Annotated in this window: 13 protein-coding genes; 9 read left to right on the forward strand and 4 right to left on the reverse strand. The window is 55.7% G+C overall.

The features are described from left to right. Nucleotides 1–4: 4 nt before the first annotated feature. Nucleotides 5–2,053 carry a sensor histidine kinase gene (locus BT114_RS14840; protein ID WP_143142839.1) on the reverse strand — a complete coding sequence of 683 codons (2,049 nt, stop codon included), beginning with the start codon at nucleotides 2,051–2,053 and terminating at the stop codon, nucleotides 5–7. A 152-nt stretch (nucleotides 2,054–2,205) separates the two neighbouring features. Between BT114_RS14840 and BT114_RS12735 the strand changes: the two genes are divergently transcribed. Next, on the forward strand, nucleotides 2,206–2,589 hold the full coding sequence (locus tag BT114_RS12735) for a DUF4168 domain-containing protein (RefSeq protein ID WP_072326885.1): 384 nt from the start codon (nucleotides 2,206–2,208) through the stop codon (nucleotides 2,587–2,589). 90 nt (nucleotides 2,590–2,679) lie between these two features. Here BT114_RS12735 and BT114_RS12740 read toward each other — a convergent pair whose 3' ends face one another. Beyond that, a complete protein-coding gene (locus BT114_RS12740; RefSeq protein ID WP_072326886.1) occupies nucleotides 2,680–4,848 on the reverse strand; it encodes a malate synthase G in 2,169 nt (722 codons plus the stop codon). 222 nt (nucleotides 4,849–5,070) lie between these two features. Between BT114_RS12740 and BT114_RS12745 the strand changes: the two genes are divergently transcribed. Further along, complete coding sequence (locus BT114_RS12745) at nucleotides 5,071–6,048, forward strand: alpha/beta hydrolase (protein WP_072326887.1); 978 nt, start codon at nucleotides 5,071–5,073, stop codon at nucleotides 6,046–6,048. 15 nt (nucleotides 6,049–6,063) lie between these two features. Further along, entirely contained in the window at nucleotides 6,064–6,267 is a 204-nt protein-coding gene (locus tag BT114_RS12750) for a hypothetical protein (RefSeq protein ID WP_072326888.1), read from the forward strand. An 89-nt stretch (nucleotides 6,268–6,356) separates the two neighbouring features. Here the strand turns inward: BT114_RS12750 and serA are convergent, their stop codons facing one another. After that, the gene (serA, locus tag BT114_RS12755) at nucleotides 6,357–7,586 is read right to left on the reverse strand and encodes a phosphoglycerate dehydrogenase (protein ID WP_072326889.1); all 1,230 of its coding nucleotides are present in this window, start codon (nucleotides 7,584–7,586) and stop codon (nucleotides 6,357–6,359) included. A gap of 191 nt (nucleotides 7,587–7,777) precedes the next feature. Between serA and BT114_RS12760 the strand changes: the two genes are divergently transcribed. The 4 genes from BT114_RS12760 to dxs are packed head-to-tail and all read left to right on the forward strand — an operon-like array spanning nucleotide 7,778 to nucleotide 12,290. After that, complete coding sequence (locus tag BT114_RS12760; RefSeq protein WP_072326890.1) at nucleotides 7,778–9,172, forward strand: FAD-binding oxidoreductase; 1,395 nt, start codon at nucleotides 7,778–7,780, stop codon at nucleotides 9,170–9,172. Between the two features lie 15 nt (nucleotides 9,173–9,187). Next, the gene (locus BT114_RS12765; protein ID WP_072326891.1) at nucleotides 9,188–9,430 is read left to right on the forward strand and encodes an exodeoxyribonuclease VII small subunit; all 243 of its coding nucleotides are present in this window, start codon (nucleotides 9,188–9,190) and stop codon (nucleotides 9,428–9,430) included. Further along, nucleotides 9,430–10,302 carry a (2E,6E)-farnesyl diphosphate synthase gene (gene ispA, locus BT114_RS12770; RefSeq protein ID WP_143142840.1) on the forward strand — a complete coding sequence of 291 codons (873 nt, stop codon included), beginning with the start codon at nucleotides 9,430–9,432 and terminating at the stop codon, nucleotides 10,300–10,302. Before BT114_RS12765 ends, ispA begins: the two co-directional genes overlap by 1 nt. A gap of 44 nt (nucleotides 10,303–10,346) precedes the next feature. Beyond that, nucleotides 10,347–12,290 carry a 1-deoxy-D-xylulose-5-phosphate synthase gene (gene dxs, locus BT114_RS12775; protein WP_072326892.1) on the forward strand — a complete coding sequence of 648 codons (1,944 nt, stop codon included), beginning with the start codon at nucleotides 10,347–10,349 and terminating at the stop codon, nucleotides 12,288–12,290. Here the strand turns inward: dxs and BT114_RS12780 are convergent. After that, entirely contained in the window at nucleotides 12,257–13,096 is an 840-nt protein-coding gene (locus tag BT114_RS12780) for an NAD-dependent epimerase/dehydratase family protein (RefSeq protein WP_072326893.1), read from the reverse strand. The genes dxs and BT114_RS12780 overlap by 34 nt on opposite strands. Before the next feature lie 207 nt (nucleotides 13,097–13,303). On the opposite strand from BT114_RS12780, the gene BT114_RS12785 reads away from it, so the two are divergent. Continuing rightward, on the forward strand, nucleotides 13,304–14,209 hold the full coding sequence (locus BT114_RS12785; RefSeq protein ID WP_072326894.1) for a hydrogen peroxide-inducible genes activator: 906 nt from the start codon (nucleotides 13,304–13,306) through the stop codon (nucleotides 14,207–14,209). A 1-nt stretch (nucleotide 14,210) separates the two neighbouring features. After that, on the forward strand, nucleotides 14,211–16,304 hold the full coding sequence (recG, locus tag BT114_RS12790; protein WP_143142841.1) for an ATP-dependent DNA helicase RecG: 2,094 nt from the start codon (nucleotides 14,211–14,213) through the stop codon (nucleotides 16,302–16,304). Nucleotides 16,305–16,354: the final 50 nt, after the last annotated feature.

Raw genomic sequence — 16,354 nt, forward strand, 5'->3', positions numbered from 1 at the left:
TTTTTCAGGCTAAAGGCTGTTCTTCGCGAGCCAGGGTGAAGCAGAAGGCGCTGCCCTGGTTTGCGCCTGCTGATTCCACCCAGATGCGTCCACCATGGCGTTCTACTATGCGTCGGCAGATGGCCAGGCCAATGCCGGTGCCTTCATATTCAGAGCGGGCATGCAGGCGCTGAAAAACCTTGAACAGGCGATCTTGCTGGTCTGGTGCAATACCGATACCGTTATCACGGATACAGAATAACCAGTGGTTGGTTTGTTCTGTGATCTCTATCTGGATTTTGGGTTGCTGTTCGGGTTGGCGGTATTTGATGGCGTTGCCCATCAGGTTCTGGAATAAGCGAATGCCTTCATTGCGGCTGATATAAATGTCCGGCCAGGCCTCCGGGCAGATGATTTCTGCCTGGGTTTCCTGGATTTCCGGCTGTAAAAAAGTCAGTGCTTCATCCAGCAGTTGTCGTGAAGGTGTCAACGCCTTGGGTTCTCCCATGCGTCCGATACGGGAATACTCCAGCAAAGACACCAGCATCTGGTCCATGCGGGCGGCGCCATCGGTGATGTAATGCATGAATAGTCGACTATCACCATCCAGTTGGTTCTGTAGCCGCTTTTCCAGCAGCTCCACATAACTGCGGATCATGCGCAGCGGCTGTCGCAGGTCATGGGATACCACGTAAGCAAATTGTTCCAGGTCGGCATTGGAGCGTTGCAGTGCTTCGGTTCGTTCTGCCAGTTGTTGCTGAGCTTCACGGTATTCATGAATGTTCAGGCTGGTGCCTGTCAGTCGTAGCGGATGCCCCTGCAGGTCCCAGCTGACCACCTGACCACGTCCCTGTTGCCATTGCCATTGGCCTGAAGCAGTTTGACAGCGGAACTCCAGCAAGAAGGGTTTGCGAGAGCGCAGGCTTGCCTCCAGCAACTGCTGTACCTGTGGCAGATCTTCGGGGTGGATGGTATCCAGCCATGCCTGCATGCTCAGTGGGAAGGCAGGTTTGTCATAACCCAGTTGTTTCCAGATCTGGTTATCCCACTTCAACTCGCCTGATTGCAGATCCAGATCCCAGACACCCAGCTGTGCAGCATCCTGTGCCAGCCGAAAGCGTTCTTCGCTTTGTTGCAGATGCACTTGATTGGTCTGGTAGCGGCGCAAGAGTAATAACAGGCTGCCCATCAACAATGAAAAAAATGCCAGAGCCAGCAGTGCACGCTGCGTTTCGATCTGGCGGTGTGTGCGAATTTGTAGCTCTGTTGCGCTCAGGTCCTCAGAAACGTAAACCACCACCGGCCAATCGGGTATCCTGCCGTAACTCAGTTGGCGGGATTGCCCGTCAAAAGGTGAGGTAATGCGAGTGGCATGCATGCTGCCCAGCTCGCCAACGTGACTGGCCAATACACCGGATTGCAGCCCGGTGCTTTCGGGTAGCCAGGGCATACGAAAGAAGATTCTGCCGTTCAGATCAGAAAGCACTGTGGCATGGCTGCCATCTTCGGTCAGTTTGCCCAGTTCGCTCGCCAGTTGCTCAAGATCTATGGCTGCTGCCAGTACACCAATGAATTCACCATCCTGATTGTGCAGGGCACGGCTGATGGCAACAAACAACACTGCATCGTTGGAGCGGGAATAAAGGGGTGGAGAAATATAACTGCGACCAGAGTCAGGGTTATCCTTGTGCCAGACAAAATAGTCTCGGTCACTGAGTTCCGGGTTTAATTCGGGCAGGCTAAAGGCCTGGAGTTCACCTTGATGATTCAGCAGGATAAAAGCCAGGATTTCCGGGCTGGGCTGTTTGCGGGCTCGCATGGCCTGCTCCAGCTGCTTCCGATCCATCTGGGTGCTGGCAGCCAGCGTTTCCAGTGCCACAAGGATGCGCTCAATTTCCTGCAGCTTGAGTTGCACCAGGGTCTTTTGTATTTCAGCCAGGGAATGAGTATGGCTTTCCATCTGCTGTAGTGAGGTGGTTTCAAAACTGCGTACAGACTGATTCCAGCCCACCCACAACAGAGCACTGACCAGTAGCCAGCAGCCCAGCAGCAGGGGCATCAAAAGTCGATTCAAGGCCAGGTCTCCGGTCGGTCCTTTGCGCGATATCCTGCAGTATAAACCGAGCGGGTGCAAAAGCACCTAGTAACACTTGGTAACACGACAGGGTGAACCTCACTTTTTATACCGGGTCAGTTTTAAGACCATTTGTAAAAAAAGAGGTGAAAATGAAAAAGCTGACAGGTATTTTTGTGGTTTTTGCACTGATGCTGGGGTTTTCCGTTGCTGCAACGGCTCAGCAGGCAGGTACAGCAAGTGACAGTGCCAGCATGGCGCCTCAACATCAGGCACAGGTTGAGTTTTCAGATGTGGATCTGGAAAAATTTGTTGGGGTGCAGGGTACCCTCGAAGAAATTCGCCAGGATTATACCCAGCGTCTGGAAGCTGCCGGTGACCAGGAAGCGGCCAATCGCTTGCAGCAGGAAGCAGGTCAGCTGATGGTGGAGGCTGTGCAGGACGAAGGGCTGGATGTGGAAACCTACAACCAGATCGCCATGGCACTGCAAACTGATCAGCAGCTGCGAGATCGGGTTGAAAGCATGATGAACTGAAAGAGCTTTTAGAGTTCTTGTGCACTGAATACAACAAAGCCGGGCGATGCCCGGCTTTGTTGTGTGTTGCTGTTGGCTTCAGGTGCTGAATTAACCCTGGGCTTTCAGCTGCAGGCGGCGACGGTGCAGGACTGGCTCAGTGTAACCACTGGGCTGGACACAACCTTCAACCACCAGTTCCAGCGCGGCCTGGAAGGCAATGGAGGTGTCGAAGTTGCCGTGCATCGGGCGATACAGCGGATCACCAGCATTCTGCTCATCCACCACCTTGGCCATGCGCTGCAGGGTTTCAATCACCTGCTCTTTGCTGCAAATGCCGTGGTGCAGCCAGTTGGCAATGTGCTGGCTGGAAATCCGCAGGGTGGCGCGGTCCTCCATCAGGCCGATGTTGTTGATGTCCGGTACCTTGGAGCAACCCACACCCTGATCCACCCAGCGCACCACATAACCCAGAATGCCCTGAGCATTGTTGTCCAGCTCCTGCTGAATTTCAGCAGCGGTCCAACTGGGGTTCTCGGCCACAGGAATGGTCAGAATGTCATCCAGGCTGGCGCGCTCGCGGGATTTCAGTTTTTCCTGCACTTCAGCCACATTCACCTGGTGGTAATGCAGGGCGTGCAGGGCGGCTGCGGTTGGCGAGGGAACCCAGGCAGTGTTGGCACCGGCTTTGGGATGGGCAATTTTCTGCTTGAGCATTTCACCCATCAGATCAGGCATGGCCCACATGCCCTTACCGATCTGGGCGCGGCCTTTCAGGCCACAGCTCAGGCCGATATCCACGTTCCACTGCTCGTAGGCCTGAATCCACTTGGAGGTTTTCATTTCTCCTTTACGGATCATGGGGCCTGCTTCCATGGAGGTGTGAATTTCATCACCGGTACGATCCAGGAAGCCGGTATTGATGAAGGCTACACGGTCTTTGGCGGCGCGGATGCACTCTTTCAGGTTCACCGTGGTACGACGTTCTTCGTCCATGATGCCCATTTTCAGGGTGAAGCGCTCCAGACCCAGCAGGTCTTCCACACGACCGAACAGCTCATTGGCAAAAGCCACTTCTTCCGGACCGTGCATTTTCGGCTTCACGATGTACATGCTGCCGCTGCGTGAGTTGCGGAACTTGCCCAGTCCCAGCAGATCCTGCTTGGCAATCAGGGTGGTGATGGCGCAGTCCATGATGCCTTCGGGGATTTCTGAGCCATCTTTCAGCAGAATCGCCGGGTTGGTCATCAGGTGGCCAACATTGCGCACAAACATCAGGGAGCGACCCGGCAGGGTGAAGCCATCACCGGTCGGGCTGGTGTAGGCGCGGTCTTCATTCATCACGCGAGTGAAGGTCTGGCCGCCCTTGCTGACCTGTTCAGCCAGTTTGCCGGTCATCAGTCCCAGCCAGTTGCTGTAAGCCAGAATCTTGTCTTCAGCATCAACGGCGGCAACGGAGTCTTCACAGTCCATGATGGTGGTCAGAGCCGCTTCCATCAGCAGGTCTTTAACACCAGCTGCATCGGTCTGACCGATGTGGTGGTTACGGTCAATCTGGATTTCAAAATGCAGGCCGTGGTGTTGCAGCAGAATACCGGTTGGCTGGTCGGCAGCACCGGTGAAACCTTTCAGTTGTGCCGGGTTTTGCAGGCCGGTGTTGCCACCGTTTTTCAAGCTGACCAGCAGTTTGCCATCGGTGATGGTGTAAGCAGTGGCATCCTTGTGGCTGGCGCCTTCCAGCGGAGCGCTCTGATCCAGGAAGTCGCGTGCAAAGGCAATAACCTTTTCACCACGAACCGGGTTATAACCCGGGCCTTTTGCTGCGCCGCCTTCTTCCGGCAGGGCGTCAGTGCCATACAGGGCATCGTAGAGGCTACCCCAGCGGGCATTGGCTGCATTCAGGGCAAAGCGGGCATTCATCACCGGAACCACCAACTGGGCACCGGCTTGTTGGGCAATTTCGGCGTCAACCTTGGTGGTGCTGGCCTGGAAATCTTCACCTTCTGGTACCAGGTAGCCGATTTCGGTCAGAAATTGTTTGTAGGCGGCCAGATCAAAGCTGCCTTTGTTGGTCTTGTGCCAGGCATCAATTTTTGCCTGCAGATCGTCACGCTTCTGTAAAAGGGCGCGATTTTTGGGAGCCAGTTCATGAACCAGGGTGTCCAGTCCGGCCCAGAAAGCGTCGCTTGTAATTCCGCTACCCGGGATGGCTTGCTCGTTGACGAAGGTATAAAGCGTCTTGGCGACCTGAAGTCCGCCGATTTGAACGCGATCAGTCATGTAAAATCGCCTCTTTGCTTGGGTTGTTGAGTACCTGATTGATTTCGTGATGCGGCAAAACCTGCAGCAAATGTCATTGAACAGGCAGGTTTTTGTAGTAAATTTTCAAGAACTTACCGCTTTACGAGGCAAGAAGATACAGGATTCCAGAGCGAATTACACCCTACCTTTTGGTGAAGCGGTTAAAATCCAGAAATACACTTCAGATATCAGGATCATGGCATGAATCAACCTGCAGCAGCCTTTAAGGTCGACCTGCGGCTCTGGCCCCGGAGTTTTGCCGATGCAGAGTGGCAAATGCCTTTGCCTCAGGTTTATCAGGATTATCTTGAGCTTTATCGTATGGCCAGCAAACCGCAGCAGGGATTGGCTGCCGCACGTTACGGTTGGCTGGCACTGGGACAAGAGCGCGTCTGGGTGCAGGCCTTTGCACCCTTGATAAAGCAGCAGTCAGGCCAAGGCACTCTGCTACACCTGCATGGGTTTTATGATCATGGGGCGAGTTATCCCGCCTGGCAGCAGTTGGTTTTACAACAGGGCTGGCATTATCTCACGGTGGATTTGCCGGGGCATGGTTTGTCCAGTGGTGAGCGTGCAGGTATCGGTGATTTTGCTCAGTACCAGGCGTTGCTGGCGCTGCTGCTGGAGCAACTGGAGCAACAGCAGTTTCCTCGACCCTGGCTGCTCAGCGGTTTTTCCACCGGTGGTGCCATTGCGTTGGAGCATCTGTTGACCGGATCGCAATTTGATCGGGTTGCGCTGATTGCCCCCCTGGTGCGTCCGGTGGGTTGGCATAGTGTCGGGCGCTGGTTATGGCTGGTTCGACTGTTTGTAAGGCGCTTGCCGCGCAAGTTTCGCAGTAATTCCCACGATGCCGCCTTTCTGGATTTTGTTCACCATCAGGACCCGCTGCAAAGTCATCAGTTGCCGCTTAGTTGGGTAACGGCCTTGTCCCGCTGGATTCCTCAGGTGGAAAGGGCTAAACCGGTTGCTGCAGCCCCCTTGATTTTGCAGGGGGATGAAGATACAACGGTGGATTGGCGGTACAATCTGAGTGTATTGCACCGGCTGCTGCCAGAGGCCAGGGTGGCGCTGGTGGAGAAGGGTGCACATCAATTGCTGAATGAAGCCCTGCCGCAACGTGCCCAGGTGCTGGACTGTCTGGAGCGTTGGTTGGTTGATTCACAACCTGATCGTTAGAAAGGAGTAAATGCAATGAAGCTGAAGCAGATTCCGGTGTTGGTGCTGGCAGGCCTGATGTTGAGCGGGGTGGTGCTGACGGGTTGTGCCGGTATTGATCAGGCTGAACGCGAACGAAGAGCGGCTTATGAACAGTCGCGTGAGCAGGAGCGGATCGATCGTATTCAGCGGGAAACCGATGCCGCGACCCGGCGGCTGGATGAGCAAACCAAGCGCTGAGATACTCTGGCCTGGATGACTGGGCTGAACATTAAAAACCCGCCGAAGTGGCGGGTTTTTAATGGCTGCAGCTTCAGAAGGTCTCTGAATCAGAACAGCACGCGACTGCGAATGGTGCCTTTAACTTCTTTCAGGGCTTCCAGGGCTTGTTGGCTGTACTCAATGTCCACATCCACCACCACATAACCCAGTTTTTCGTTGGTCTGCAGGTACTGGCTGGAGATGTTGATGCCGTTTTCAGACAACACCCGGTTGATTTCAGACAGTACACCTGGCACGTTTTCGTGAATGTGCAGCAGGCGGTGTTTGCCAGGGTGAGACGGCAGGGCCACTTCCGGGAAGTTCACAGCAAAGGTGGTGGTGCCGTTGTCGCTGTAACGAATCAGCTTCTCGGACACTTCCTTGCCGATGTTGGCCTGGGCTTCCAGGGTGGAGCCGCCGATGTGTGGGGTCAGGATCACGTTGTCCAGGCCGCGCAGCGGGCTGATGAATTCATCATCGTTGCCACGGGGTTCAACCGGGAAGACATCGATGGCAGCGCCGCCCAGATGACCGGATTTGAGTACATCAGCCAGATCCTCGATCACCACTACGGTGCCACGGGATGCATTGATCAGGTGTGCGCCGGGTTTCATCTTTTTCAGTTGGTCAGCGGCAACCATCCACTTGGTGGAGTCCAGCTCGGGAACATGCAGGCTGACCACATCGGACATACCCAACAGTTCATCCATGGTTTCAACCTGGCGAGCATTGCCCAGCGGCAGCTTGGTGACCACGTCGTAATACAGCACTTCCATGCCCAGGCCTTCAGCCAGCACCGACAGCTGTGAACCGATGTTGCCGTAACCAACAATACCCAGCTTTTTGCCGCGCAGTTCAAAGCTGCCTTCAGCTGACTTGACCCAGCCGCCGCGATGGCAGACGGCATTCTTGTGCGGAATGCCACGCATCAGCATGATCATTTCACCCAGCACCAGTTCAGCCACTGAGCGGGTGTTGGAGTAAGGTGCGTTGAATACCGGGATACCACGAATCAGGGCGGAGTAGAGCTCTACCTGATTGGTGCCGATGCAGAAGCAGCCGACCGCTACCAGTTTTTTGGCAGCAGCAAAGACTTCTTCTGTCAGCTGGGTGCGGGAACGGATGCCGATGAAGTGGGCATCTTCCACCGCTTTCAGCAGCTCGGCTTCCGGCAGAGACTTGGGGTGGTATTCAATGTTGGTGTAACCATTGGCCTTGAAGTTGTCGACTGCGGTCTGGTGAACGCCTTCAAGCAGCAGGATCTTGATCTTGCTTTTATCAAGTGATGTTTTAGACATGGGAAGCCTGAGTCCTGATGGAAGTGCAAGGTGGAAAAAAGTCGAGGCGGGCAAGCCAGCCAGAGGCAGCTATGTTAACATAACGTGATCAATAAACAGCCCCTGATGCTGGATTGGCAGGTGAAATTGACGCTAGATCAACCTGTATTTTTTTCATGTTTCCATCCATTCCGAGAAGCTGAGCCGTTGCAATGACCCCAGAGCAGATCAAACAAGCCGTTGAAGCCCTGATTGGCCCCGACAAGGTGCGCCTTGATGGTGAAGCCCTAGAAATTTATGGCCGTGACTGGACCAAGATCCACACCCCGCGCCCAAGGGCCATTGCTTTCCCCCGTACCACGGAAGATGTGCAAGCCATTGTGCAGTTTGCCAACCAGCAAAAGATTGCCCTGGTGCCCTCCGGTGGGCGTACCGGTCTGTCTGCTGGTGCCGTGGCCGCCAACGATGAGTTGGTGATTGTCATGGATTACATGAACAAGGTGGTGGAATTTAATGCGGTAGACCGTAGTGTCACCGTACAGGCGGGCATGATCACCGAACAACTGCAGCAGTTTGCGGAAGAGCAGGGGCTTTATTACCCGGTGGATTTTGCTTCAGCAGGCTCCAGCCAGATCGGTGGCAACATTGCCACCAATGCCGGTGGCATCAAGGTGATCAAATACGGCATGACCCGTGACTGGGTGCTGGGATTAAAAGTGGTCACCGGCAAGGGTGAGGTACTGGAGCTGAACCGGGGACTGATCAAAAACAACACCGGTTACGACCTGCGCCACCTGTTCATTGGTGCTGAAGGCACGCTGGGTATTATCACCGAAGCCACCATCAAACTGACCCGGGCACCCAGAAACCTCACCGTGATGGTGCTGGGTGTACCCTCCATGCAGGATGTGATGGAAGTGCTCAAATCCTTCCAGAACAGCATGGATCTGACGGCTTTTGAATTTTTCTCCGAAAATGCTCTGACCAAGGTCACTGCTCACCACCAACTGCAGCGGCCCTTTGATACCGTCACGCCCTATTATGCACTGCTGGAATTTGAGGCAGAAAATGAGGAAGTGATGGATACCGCCATGCAGGTATTCGAGCAGTGCATGGAATCCGGTTGGGTGGAAGATGGTTCGATCAGCCAGAATGAAACCCAGGCGCGTAACCTGTGGAGCCTGCGTGAATTCATTTCTGAAACCATCAGCCACGAAACCCCCTATAAAAATGACCTGTCGGTGGTGGTGTCACGGGTGCCTGAATTCCTGAAGGAAGTGGATACCTTTGTTGAAGAAACCTATCCCGGTTTTGAAATTGTCTGGTTTGGTCATATCGGTGACGGCAACCTGCACCTGAATATTCTCAAACCCAAAGCCATGGACAAGGATGAGTTCTTCGACAAGTGCCACCATGTCAGCGACAAGGTGTTTGCCATCACTCAGGCCTATGCCGGCAGTGTTTCTGCTGAACATGGTGTTGGTCTGGTGAAAAAGGACTTCCTGCATTTCACCCGCAGTGCTGAAGAGATCGCTTACATGAAAGCCATCAAGCAGGTGTTTGATCCCAATGGCATCATGAATCCCGGCAAGATGCTGGACCTGTAAAAGAGGACCGCCCTTGTGACCGGTGAACAGACCGATTTTGAACACTTGATGCAGCAGCTTGAAGCGCTGGTGACACAAATGGAGTCCGGTGATTTGTCGCTGGAAGCTTCACTGCAGGCTTATGAAGAGGGGGTGCGCCTGACACGTCTGTGTCAGCAGCATCTGGCTTCGGCAGAACAGCGAGTGTTGCATCTGCAGGAACAACAGGGTCAGGTGGGTTTTGAACCTCTGAACCTGAGTGATCCGGGAGTCAGCTGATGCCACTGCAGGACGCAATAACCCGCTACGCCCAGCGGGTGGATGAACAGTTGCAGCAATGGTTATTGCAGACCACCGGACCGAGTCCCCTTTTACAGGAAGCGCTGGGTTACAGCCTGTTGCTGGGTGGCAAACGCATGCGGCCCCTGCTGGTTTATGCCACCGGTCAGGCACTGGGTGCTCCGTTGGCGGCTTGTGATCGTCCGGCCATGGCTGTAGAGCTGATCCATGCCTATTCACTGGTGCATGATGATTTGCCCGCCATGGATGATGATGACCTGCGACGGGGTCATCCGACCTGTCACAAGGCTTTTGATGAAGCCACCGCAATACTGGTTGGTGATGCCCTGCAGACCCTGGCCTTTGAAGTGCTGGCGGATGCCCGGCAACCGGCAGCCCTGCAACTGGTGCAGTCCCTGGCTGAAGCCAGTGGCAGTCGCGGCATGGTGGCGGGGCAGATGCTGGATTTGCAGGCCGAAGGTCGCCAGTTGAGTCTGGAACAGCTGGAGCAGTTGCATAATCACAAAACCGGTGCTTTGATTCGTGCAGCAGTGCGTATGGGTGCACTGGTATCGGGTGCTGATGCTGCAACCCTGCAGGCACTGGATGTCTATGCAGCAGCGCTGGGGCTGGCATTTCAGGTGCAGGACGACCTGCTGGATGTGACCGGTGATGCTGCCACCCTGGGTAAAAAAACCGGTGCTGATGCCCAGTTAAACAAGGCCACCTATCCGGCCCTGCTGGGTGTGGCAGGGGCTCGCAGCCATGCTGAAGCCCTGGTTGAACGCGCTTGCGCCAGTCTGGAACCCCTGTCGGGAGACTGGTTGTTGCTGCAGGAATTGGCCCGCTGGTCGATCAGTCGCAACCATTGAGTGGCTGAAAACACACCAGCCAGATAACCAAAGAGCTTTTACACATGTTTGATGCCCTGCCGCTGGAGCGTCCGGAAACACCGCTGCTGGATCGAATCACCGGTCCGGCAGATCTCAAGCCTTTATCTGAGCGGCAGTTGATTCAACTGGCGCGGGAAGTTCGTGCCTGGTTACTCTGGTCCGTCAGTCGCACCGGTGGGCACTTTGGTGCCGGGCTGGGTGTGGTGGAGCTGACAGTGGCCCTGCATGCGGTATTTAATACACCAGACGACCGGCTGATCTGGGATGTCGGGCATCAGGCCTATCCTCATAAAATCCTCACCGGCCGCAAGGAAAGCCTGCTGACCATTCGCCAGAAAAAGGGTGTGGCCGCCTTCCCCAAACGCAGTGAATCCGAATTTGATGCTTTTGGTGTGGGGCATTCCAGTACCTCCATCAGTGCTGCGCTGGGCATGGCCATTGCGGCGCGCGCGCAGGGCAGCAAACGGCGTTGTGTGGCGGTGATCGGTGACGGTGCCATGACAGCGGGCATGGCCTTTGAAGCCCTGACCCATGCCGGGCACGTGCAGCCAGACATGCTGGTGATCCTCAACGACAATGAAATGTCGATCTCCGAAAATGTCGGTGGACTGGCCACCTACCTGTCACGACTGCTGGTCAGTGAGCCTTATAACCAGTTGCGTGAAGGCAGCCGCAAGGTGTTGTCAAAACTGCCGCTGGCCTGGGAGCTGGCGCGCAGAACCGAAGAGCAGGTCAAGTCACTGGTGACACCCGGCACCCTGTTTGAAGAGCTGGGTTTTAACTACATTGGCCCGATTGATGGTCATGACCTGCCAGAACTGCTGTCCACCTTGAAGCGCCTGAAGCATCTGAAAGGCCCGCAGTTCCTGCATGTGGTCACCAAAAAGGGCAAGGGATTCATTCCGGCGGAAGCGGACCCCATCACCTACCATGCGCTGACCAAGCTGGAGAAGCCGGTCAAACCTCTGGCCCTGCTGCCAGAAAAAACGCTGGAAAAACCCCGGGAAAAGGCCAAAAAACCCAAGTACTCCAATGTGTTTGGTCAGTGGCTGTGTGACATGGCTGCTGCCGATTCACGTCTGGTTGGCATCACCCCGGCCATGCGTGAAGGATCGGATCTGGTGCGCTTTTCGCGCGAATACCCTGAGCGGTATTTTGATGTGGCCATTGCTGAACAGCATGCGGTGACGCTGGCTGCCGGTATGGCTTGTGAAGGCATGAAGCCGGTGGTGGCCATTTATTCCACCTTCCTGCAGCGGGCTTATGATCAACTGATCCATGATGTGGCGGTACAGAAGCTGGATGTGCTGTTTGCCATCGACCGGGCCGGTGTGGTGGGTGAGGATGGCCCGACCCATCATGGCACACTGGACCTGTCTTTCCTGCGTTGTGTGCCGGAGATGGTGATCATGGCACCGGCGGATGAAAACGAATGCCGCCAGATGCTGACCACCGGTTATGAATATGCCGGCCCAGCCGCAGTACGTTACCCGCGCGGCACCGGACCTGGCGTCAGCATTGAGCCTGCGCTGAACAGCCTGCCACTGGGCAAGGCCGAAGTGCGCCGCAAGGGGCAGAAAATTGCTCTGCTGGCTCTGGGCAGCATGGTTGCAGTGGCTGCCCAGGTTGCGGAATGGCTCGACGCCACCCTGGTCAACCTGCGTTTTGTGAAACCGCTGGATGAGCAGCTGCTGCTGGAGATGGCCGCCAGTCATGAGCTGTTGGTGACGCTGGAAGAAAATGCCGTGATGGGCGGTGTGGGCAGTGCCATCAACGAGTTTTATGCTGCGCAGGGTTTGCAGCCGCAGCTACTGAATCTGGGTATTCCTGATCTGTGGGTGGATCAGGGCACACCGGAGGAGCTGCTGGCCGACTGTGGTCTGGATGCCACGGGCATCCTGGCAGCCATCACGGCCCGGCGGCAGGCAGCCGATCAGGATGCAGTGGCATCCAGCAGTGGTGCATAACCTTCCCGATAGCTGGGGTAGCGGAACTGAAAGCCGGTATCACGCAAGCGTTGGCTGTTAATGCGTTTGTTGCCACCCCGCTCGGGAACCTGATTTCCCGGATGTACCTGTAAACCCATCTGATGGGCCAGCCAACCGGTGACTTCCTGCAGTGGTGCCGGTTCACAATCACTGACCAGATACAGGTCGTCCAGTGGCTGCTGGGCGGCATCCCTTTCCAGCAGATGCACCAGCGCGCGAGCACCATCTTCAATATGCACCCGGTTGGAGTATTTCAGCGGTGTAGCAGCTGGAAATTCACCGGCACGCACTTGACGGATCAGGCGTTCCCGCCCCGGTCCGTAAATACCGGAAAAACGCAGGATGGTTACTGGCCAGGGCGACTGATGCAGGGCTTCTTCGCCTTGCAGGAGTAGCTGACCGGAAAAATGCAACGGCTGGGTGCTGCTGTTTTCATCCACTGTTTCGCCCTGGTTCTGGGTGTAAACCCCTGTGGATGAAATGAAAAAGATGCGTCTGGGTGCGATTTTCTGTCGCACCAGACTCTGCAGCATGACCTGAACACCATCCAGATAAGCCAGTCGGTAGGCATCTTCATTAAAGCCATCAGCGGACAGGGTGTAGATCACATAGTCCAGTTGTGGCAGTTGTGGTGCCGGTTCAGGCAGGGTCCAGGCCAGCGGTTGTATGCCGCTGCTCAGGCGATTCAGGCTGCGTCTGGCACCCCAGACCTGGTGCTGTTGTTGCAGCAGCAGTTGGCCGGTACGGTTACCCAGATCACCACAACCCAGCAGCAGGACACGCATGGTTTTCTCCAATGGTCAGCAATTGATGCATTGCAATAGTCATACAGGATTAAAAATGGATCACTTGATTATTCAAATCAATGGTGCATACTTTTCACCGATGCTTTTCTGATCCAGAATCAGTGATCTTGCTGGTTGCTGCATCATCAGTCAGCCAGGACCAGGCAACCAAGACCAGACAGCCAAAACCAGACAGGTGGGACGCCCATGACTCTGACAGAACTCAAGTATATTGTCACTCTGGCGCAGGAGCGTCACTTTGGTCATGCAGCCGAGCGCTGTTTTGTCAGTCAGCCTACCCTCAGTGTAGCGGTTAAAAAGCTGGAAGAAGAGTTGGGTGTGCCGCTTTTTGAGCGTAGTAAAAGTGCGGTGCAACTGACTCCCATCGGTGAAAAGGTGGTGGAGCAGGCGCGCAAGGTGCTGGAGCAGGCTTCAGCAATCAAGGAAATGGCACACCAGGGCAAGGATCAGTTGACTTCCCCGCTGCGTGTCGGGGCTATTTACACCATTGGTCCTTACCTGTTTCCGCATCTGGTTCCGGCGCTGCAGGCACTGGCACCACAAATGCCGCTTTACATCGAAGAAAACTTCACTGCCAATCTGCGTCGCAAGCTGCGTGGTGGTGAGCTGGATGCCATCATCATTGCCTTGCCCTTCACGGAAACCGATGTGGTAACGCGCACCCTTTATGAAGAACCCTTTGAAGTGCTGTTGCCCAAAACCCACGCCTGGGCCGATCGCACCCGCATTCCCATCAATGACCTGACCAGTGAAAAGCTGTTGATGCTGGGTGAAGGCCACTGTTTTCGTGACCAGGTGCTGGAAGCTTGCCCAGCACTGGAAGCCAATCTGAAAAACCCGGAACAAACACTGGTGGCGGAAGGTGGTTCGCTGGAAACCATCCGGCACATGGTGGCCTCTGGCCTGGGGATTACGGTATTGCCTCATTCTGCCATCGGCACCAGCCAGTATGCTCCCGATGTGTTGATCACTCGCCCCTTTGATGATCCGGTGCCTTCACGTGGTGTAGCTCTGGCCTGGCGCACCAGCTTCCCCCGGCCCAAGGCCATCGACGCACTGGTGCAGGCAGTGGCTCAGTTCAAGCAGGCCTGAAGTGAGCGGCGTCCTGCTGCAGGACATCCCACTCACCCGGCTCAAGGGTGTGGGTGAAGCGCTGTCGGACAAGCTGGCACGGCTTGGTATCCACGACCTGCAAGGTTTGTTGTTCCATCTGCCTTTGCGTTATGAAGATCGCACCCAGGTGAGCAGTCTGGGCAGTCTGCGGGTGGGCAGCACGGCAGTGGTTGAAGGCGAGGTGATCAGTGCTCAGGTTCAACTGGGCCGTCGCCGTAGCCTGCTGGTGCGATTACGGGATGCCACCGGGCTGTTGGGTCTGCGTTTTTTCCACTTTTCTGCTGCGATGAAAAAACAGCTGGAACCGGGGGTTCGGTTACGCTGTTACGGTGAAGCTCGCCCTGGCGCCACTGGGCTGGAGATTTATCATCCGGAGTTCCGGGTGTTGAAAGACGCGCTGGCCGAACCAGCGCTGGAGCAGACATTGACTCCGGTTTACCCCATCACTGAAGGGCTGCAGCAGCAGCGTATCCGGCAACTGGTGCAACAGGGGTTGGCGCTGATGGCAGCAACACCGCCGGAAGAGCTCTTGCCGCCTTCTTTTCTGAATCACCAGGCATTTCCGACCTTGACTGCGGCCTTGCAGTACCTGCATCAGCCACCGGCAGATGCAGATCTGGAGCAACTGGCGACCGGGTTGCACCCGGCACAGCGGCGGCTGGCGCTGGAAGAGCTGCTGGCCCAGCAACTGGGCATGTTGTTATTGCGCCAACAAAGCCGTTGTCAGCAGGCCACTCCATTGCTTCCAGCGGGTCAGATGCAACTGGAACAGCAGTTATTGCAAAGCCTGCCTTTTGCCCCCACCGCTGCCCAGCAACGGGTCTGTGCCGAAATCTTCCAGGACCTGGCGCAGCCCCAACCAATGCTGCGGCTGGTGCAGGGGGATGTGGGCTCTGGCAAAACCCTGGTGGCCGCACTGGCCTGCCTGCGAGCCATTGCCTGTGGTTATCAGGCTGCATTAATGGCCCCTACCGAACTGTTGGCTGAACAGCATTACCGTAATTTAATTCAGTGGCTGGAACCGCTGGGCGTTCAGGTGGATTGGCTGGCGGGCAAACTCAAGGGGCGCCAGCGTGAAACAACCTTGCAGCGCCTGGCTGCCGGTGAAACACAATTACTGATTGGTACTCATGCCCTGTTTCAGGAGCAGGTGGTGTTTCAGCGTCTGGCGCTGGTGGTGATTGATGAACAACACCGCTTTGGTGTGCATCAGCGCCTGGCCCTGCGTGACAAGGGCATTCAGGGGCAGACCCTGCCGCATCAGTTGATCATGACCGCAACACCGATTCCGCGCACTCTGGCGATGAGTGCTTATGCAGATCTGGATGTGTCAGTGATTGATGAGTTACCGCCTGGGCGTCAACCGGTCACCACGCTGGTGTTGCCGGATAATCGTCGCCCTGAAGTGGTGGAGCGGGTGCGCCATGCCTGTCTGGAAGGGCGTCAGGCTTATTGGGTCTGCACCCTGATTGAGGAATCGGAGGCACTGGAGTGCCAGGCGGCGGAAAACACCCATTTGGAGTTACAGGCCGCCTTGCCGGAACTGCAGATTGCTCTGGTGCACGGGCGCATGAAACCAACAGAAAAAACCGCGGTGATGGATGCCTTTAAACGGGGTGAATATCAGCTGTTGGTGGCCACTACGGTAATTGAGGTGGGAGTGGATGTGCCCAATGCCAGCCTGATGATCATCGACAATGCCGAGCGGCTGGGGCTGGCGCAATTGCATCAGTTGCGTGGCCGGGTTGGTCGGGGCAACACCGACAGTTATTGTGTGCTGGTTTATCATCCGCCCTTGTCCGAACAAGGACGTGAGCGTTTACAGGTGATGCGACAAACCAGTGATGGTTTTGTGATTGCCCAGAAGGACCTGGAGATACGTGGCCCCGGTGAATTGCTGGGTACACGCCAGACCGGTGAAATTGAGCTGCGTATTGCCAGTCTGCAGCGTGATGCAGATTTATTGGAAGGCCTGCGCCCGTTGGCGGAACAGCTCTTGTTTCAAGAGCCGGATAAAGCCCGTCGCCTGCTGCAGCGCTGGCGTGGTGAAAGTGTACGTTTTGCACAGGTTTGATGCGGGTTTGCTGTGAGCGTCAGATCGGTGTTTTTTAGGCTGTCAGGGTC

The sequence above is a fragment of the Marinospirillum alkaliphilum DSM 21637 genome (assembly GCF_900119735.1).
Classification (GTDB): Bacteria; Pseudomonadota; Gammaproteobacteria; order Pseudomonadales; family Halomonadaceae; genus Marinospirillum; species Marinospirillum alkaliphilum.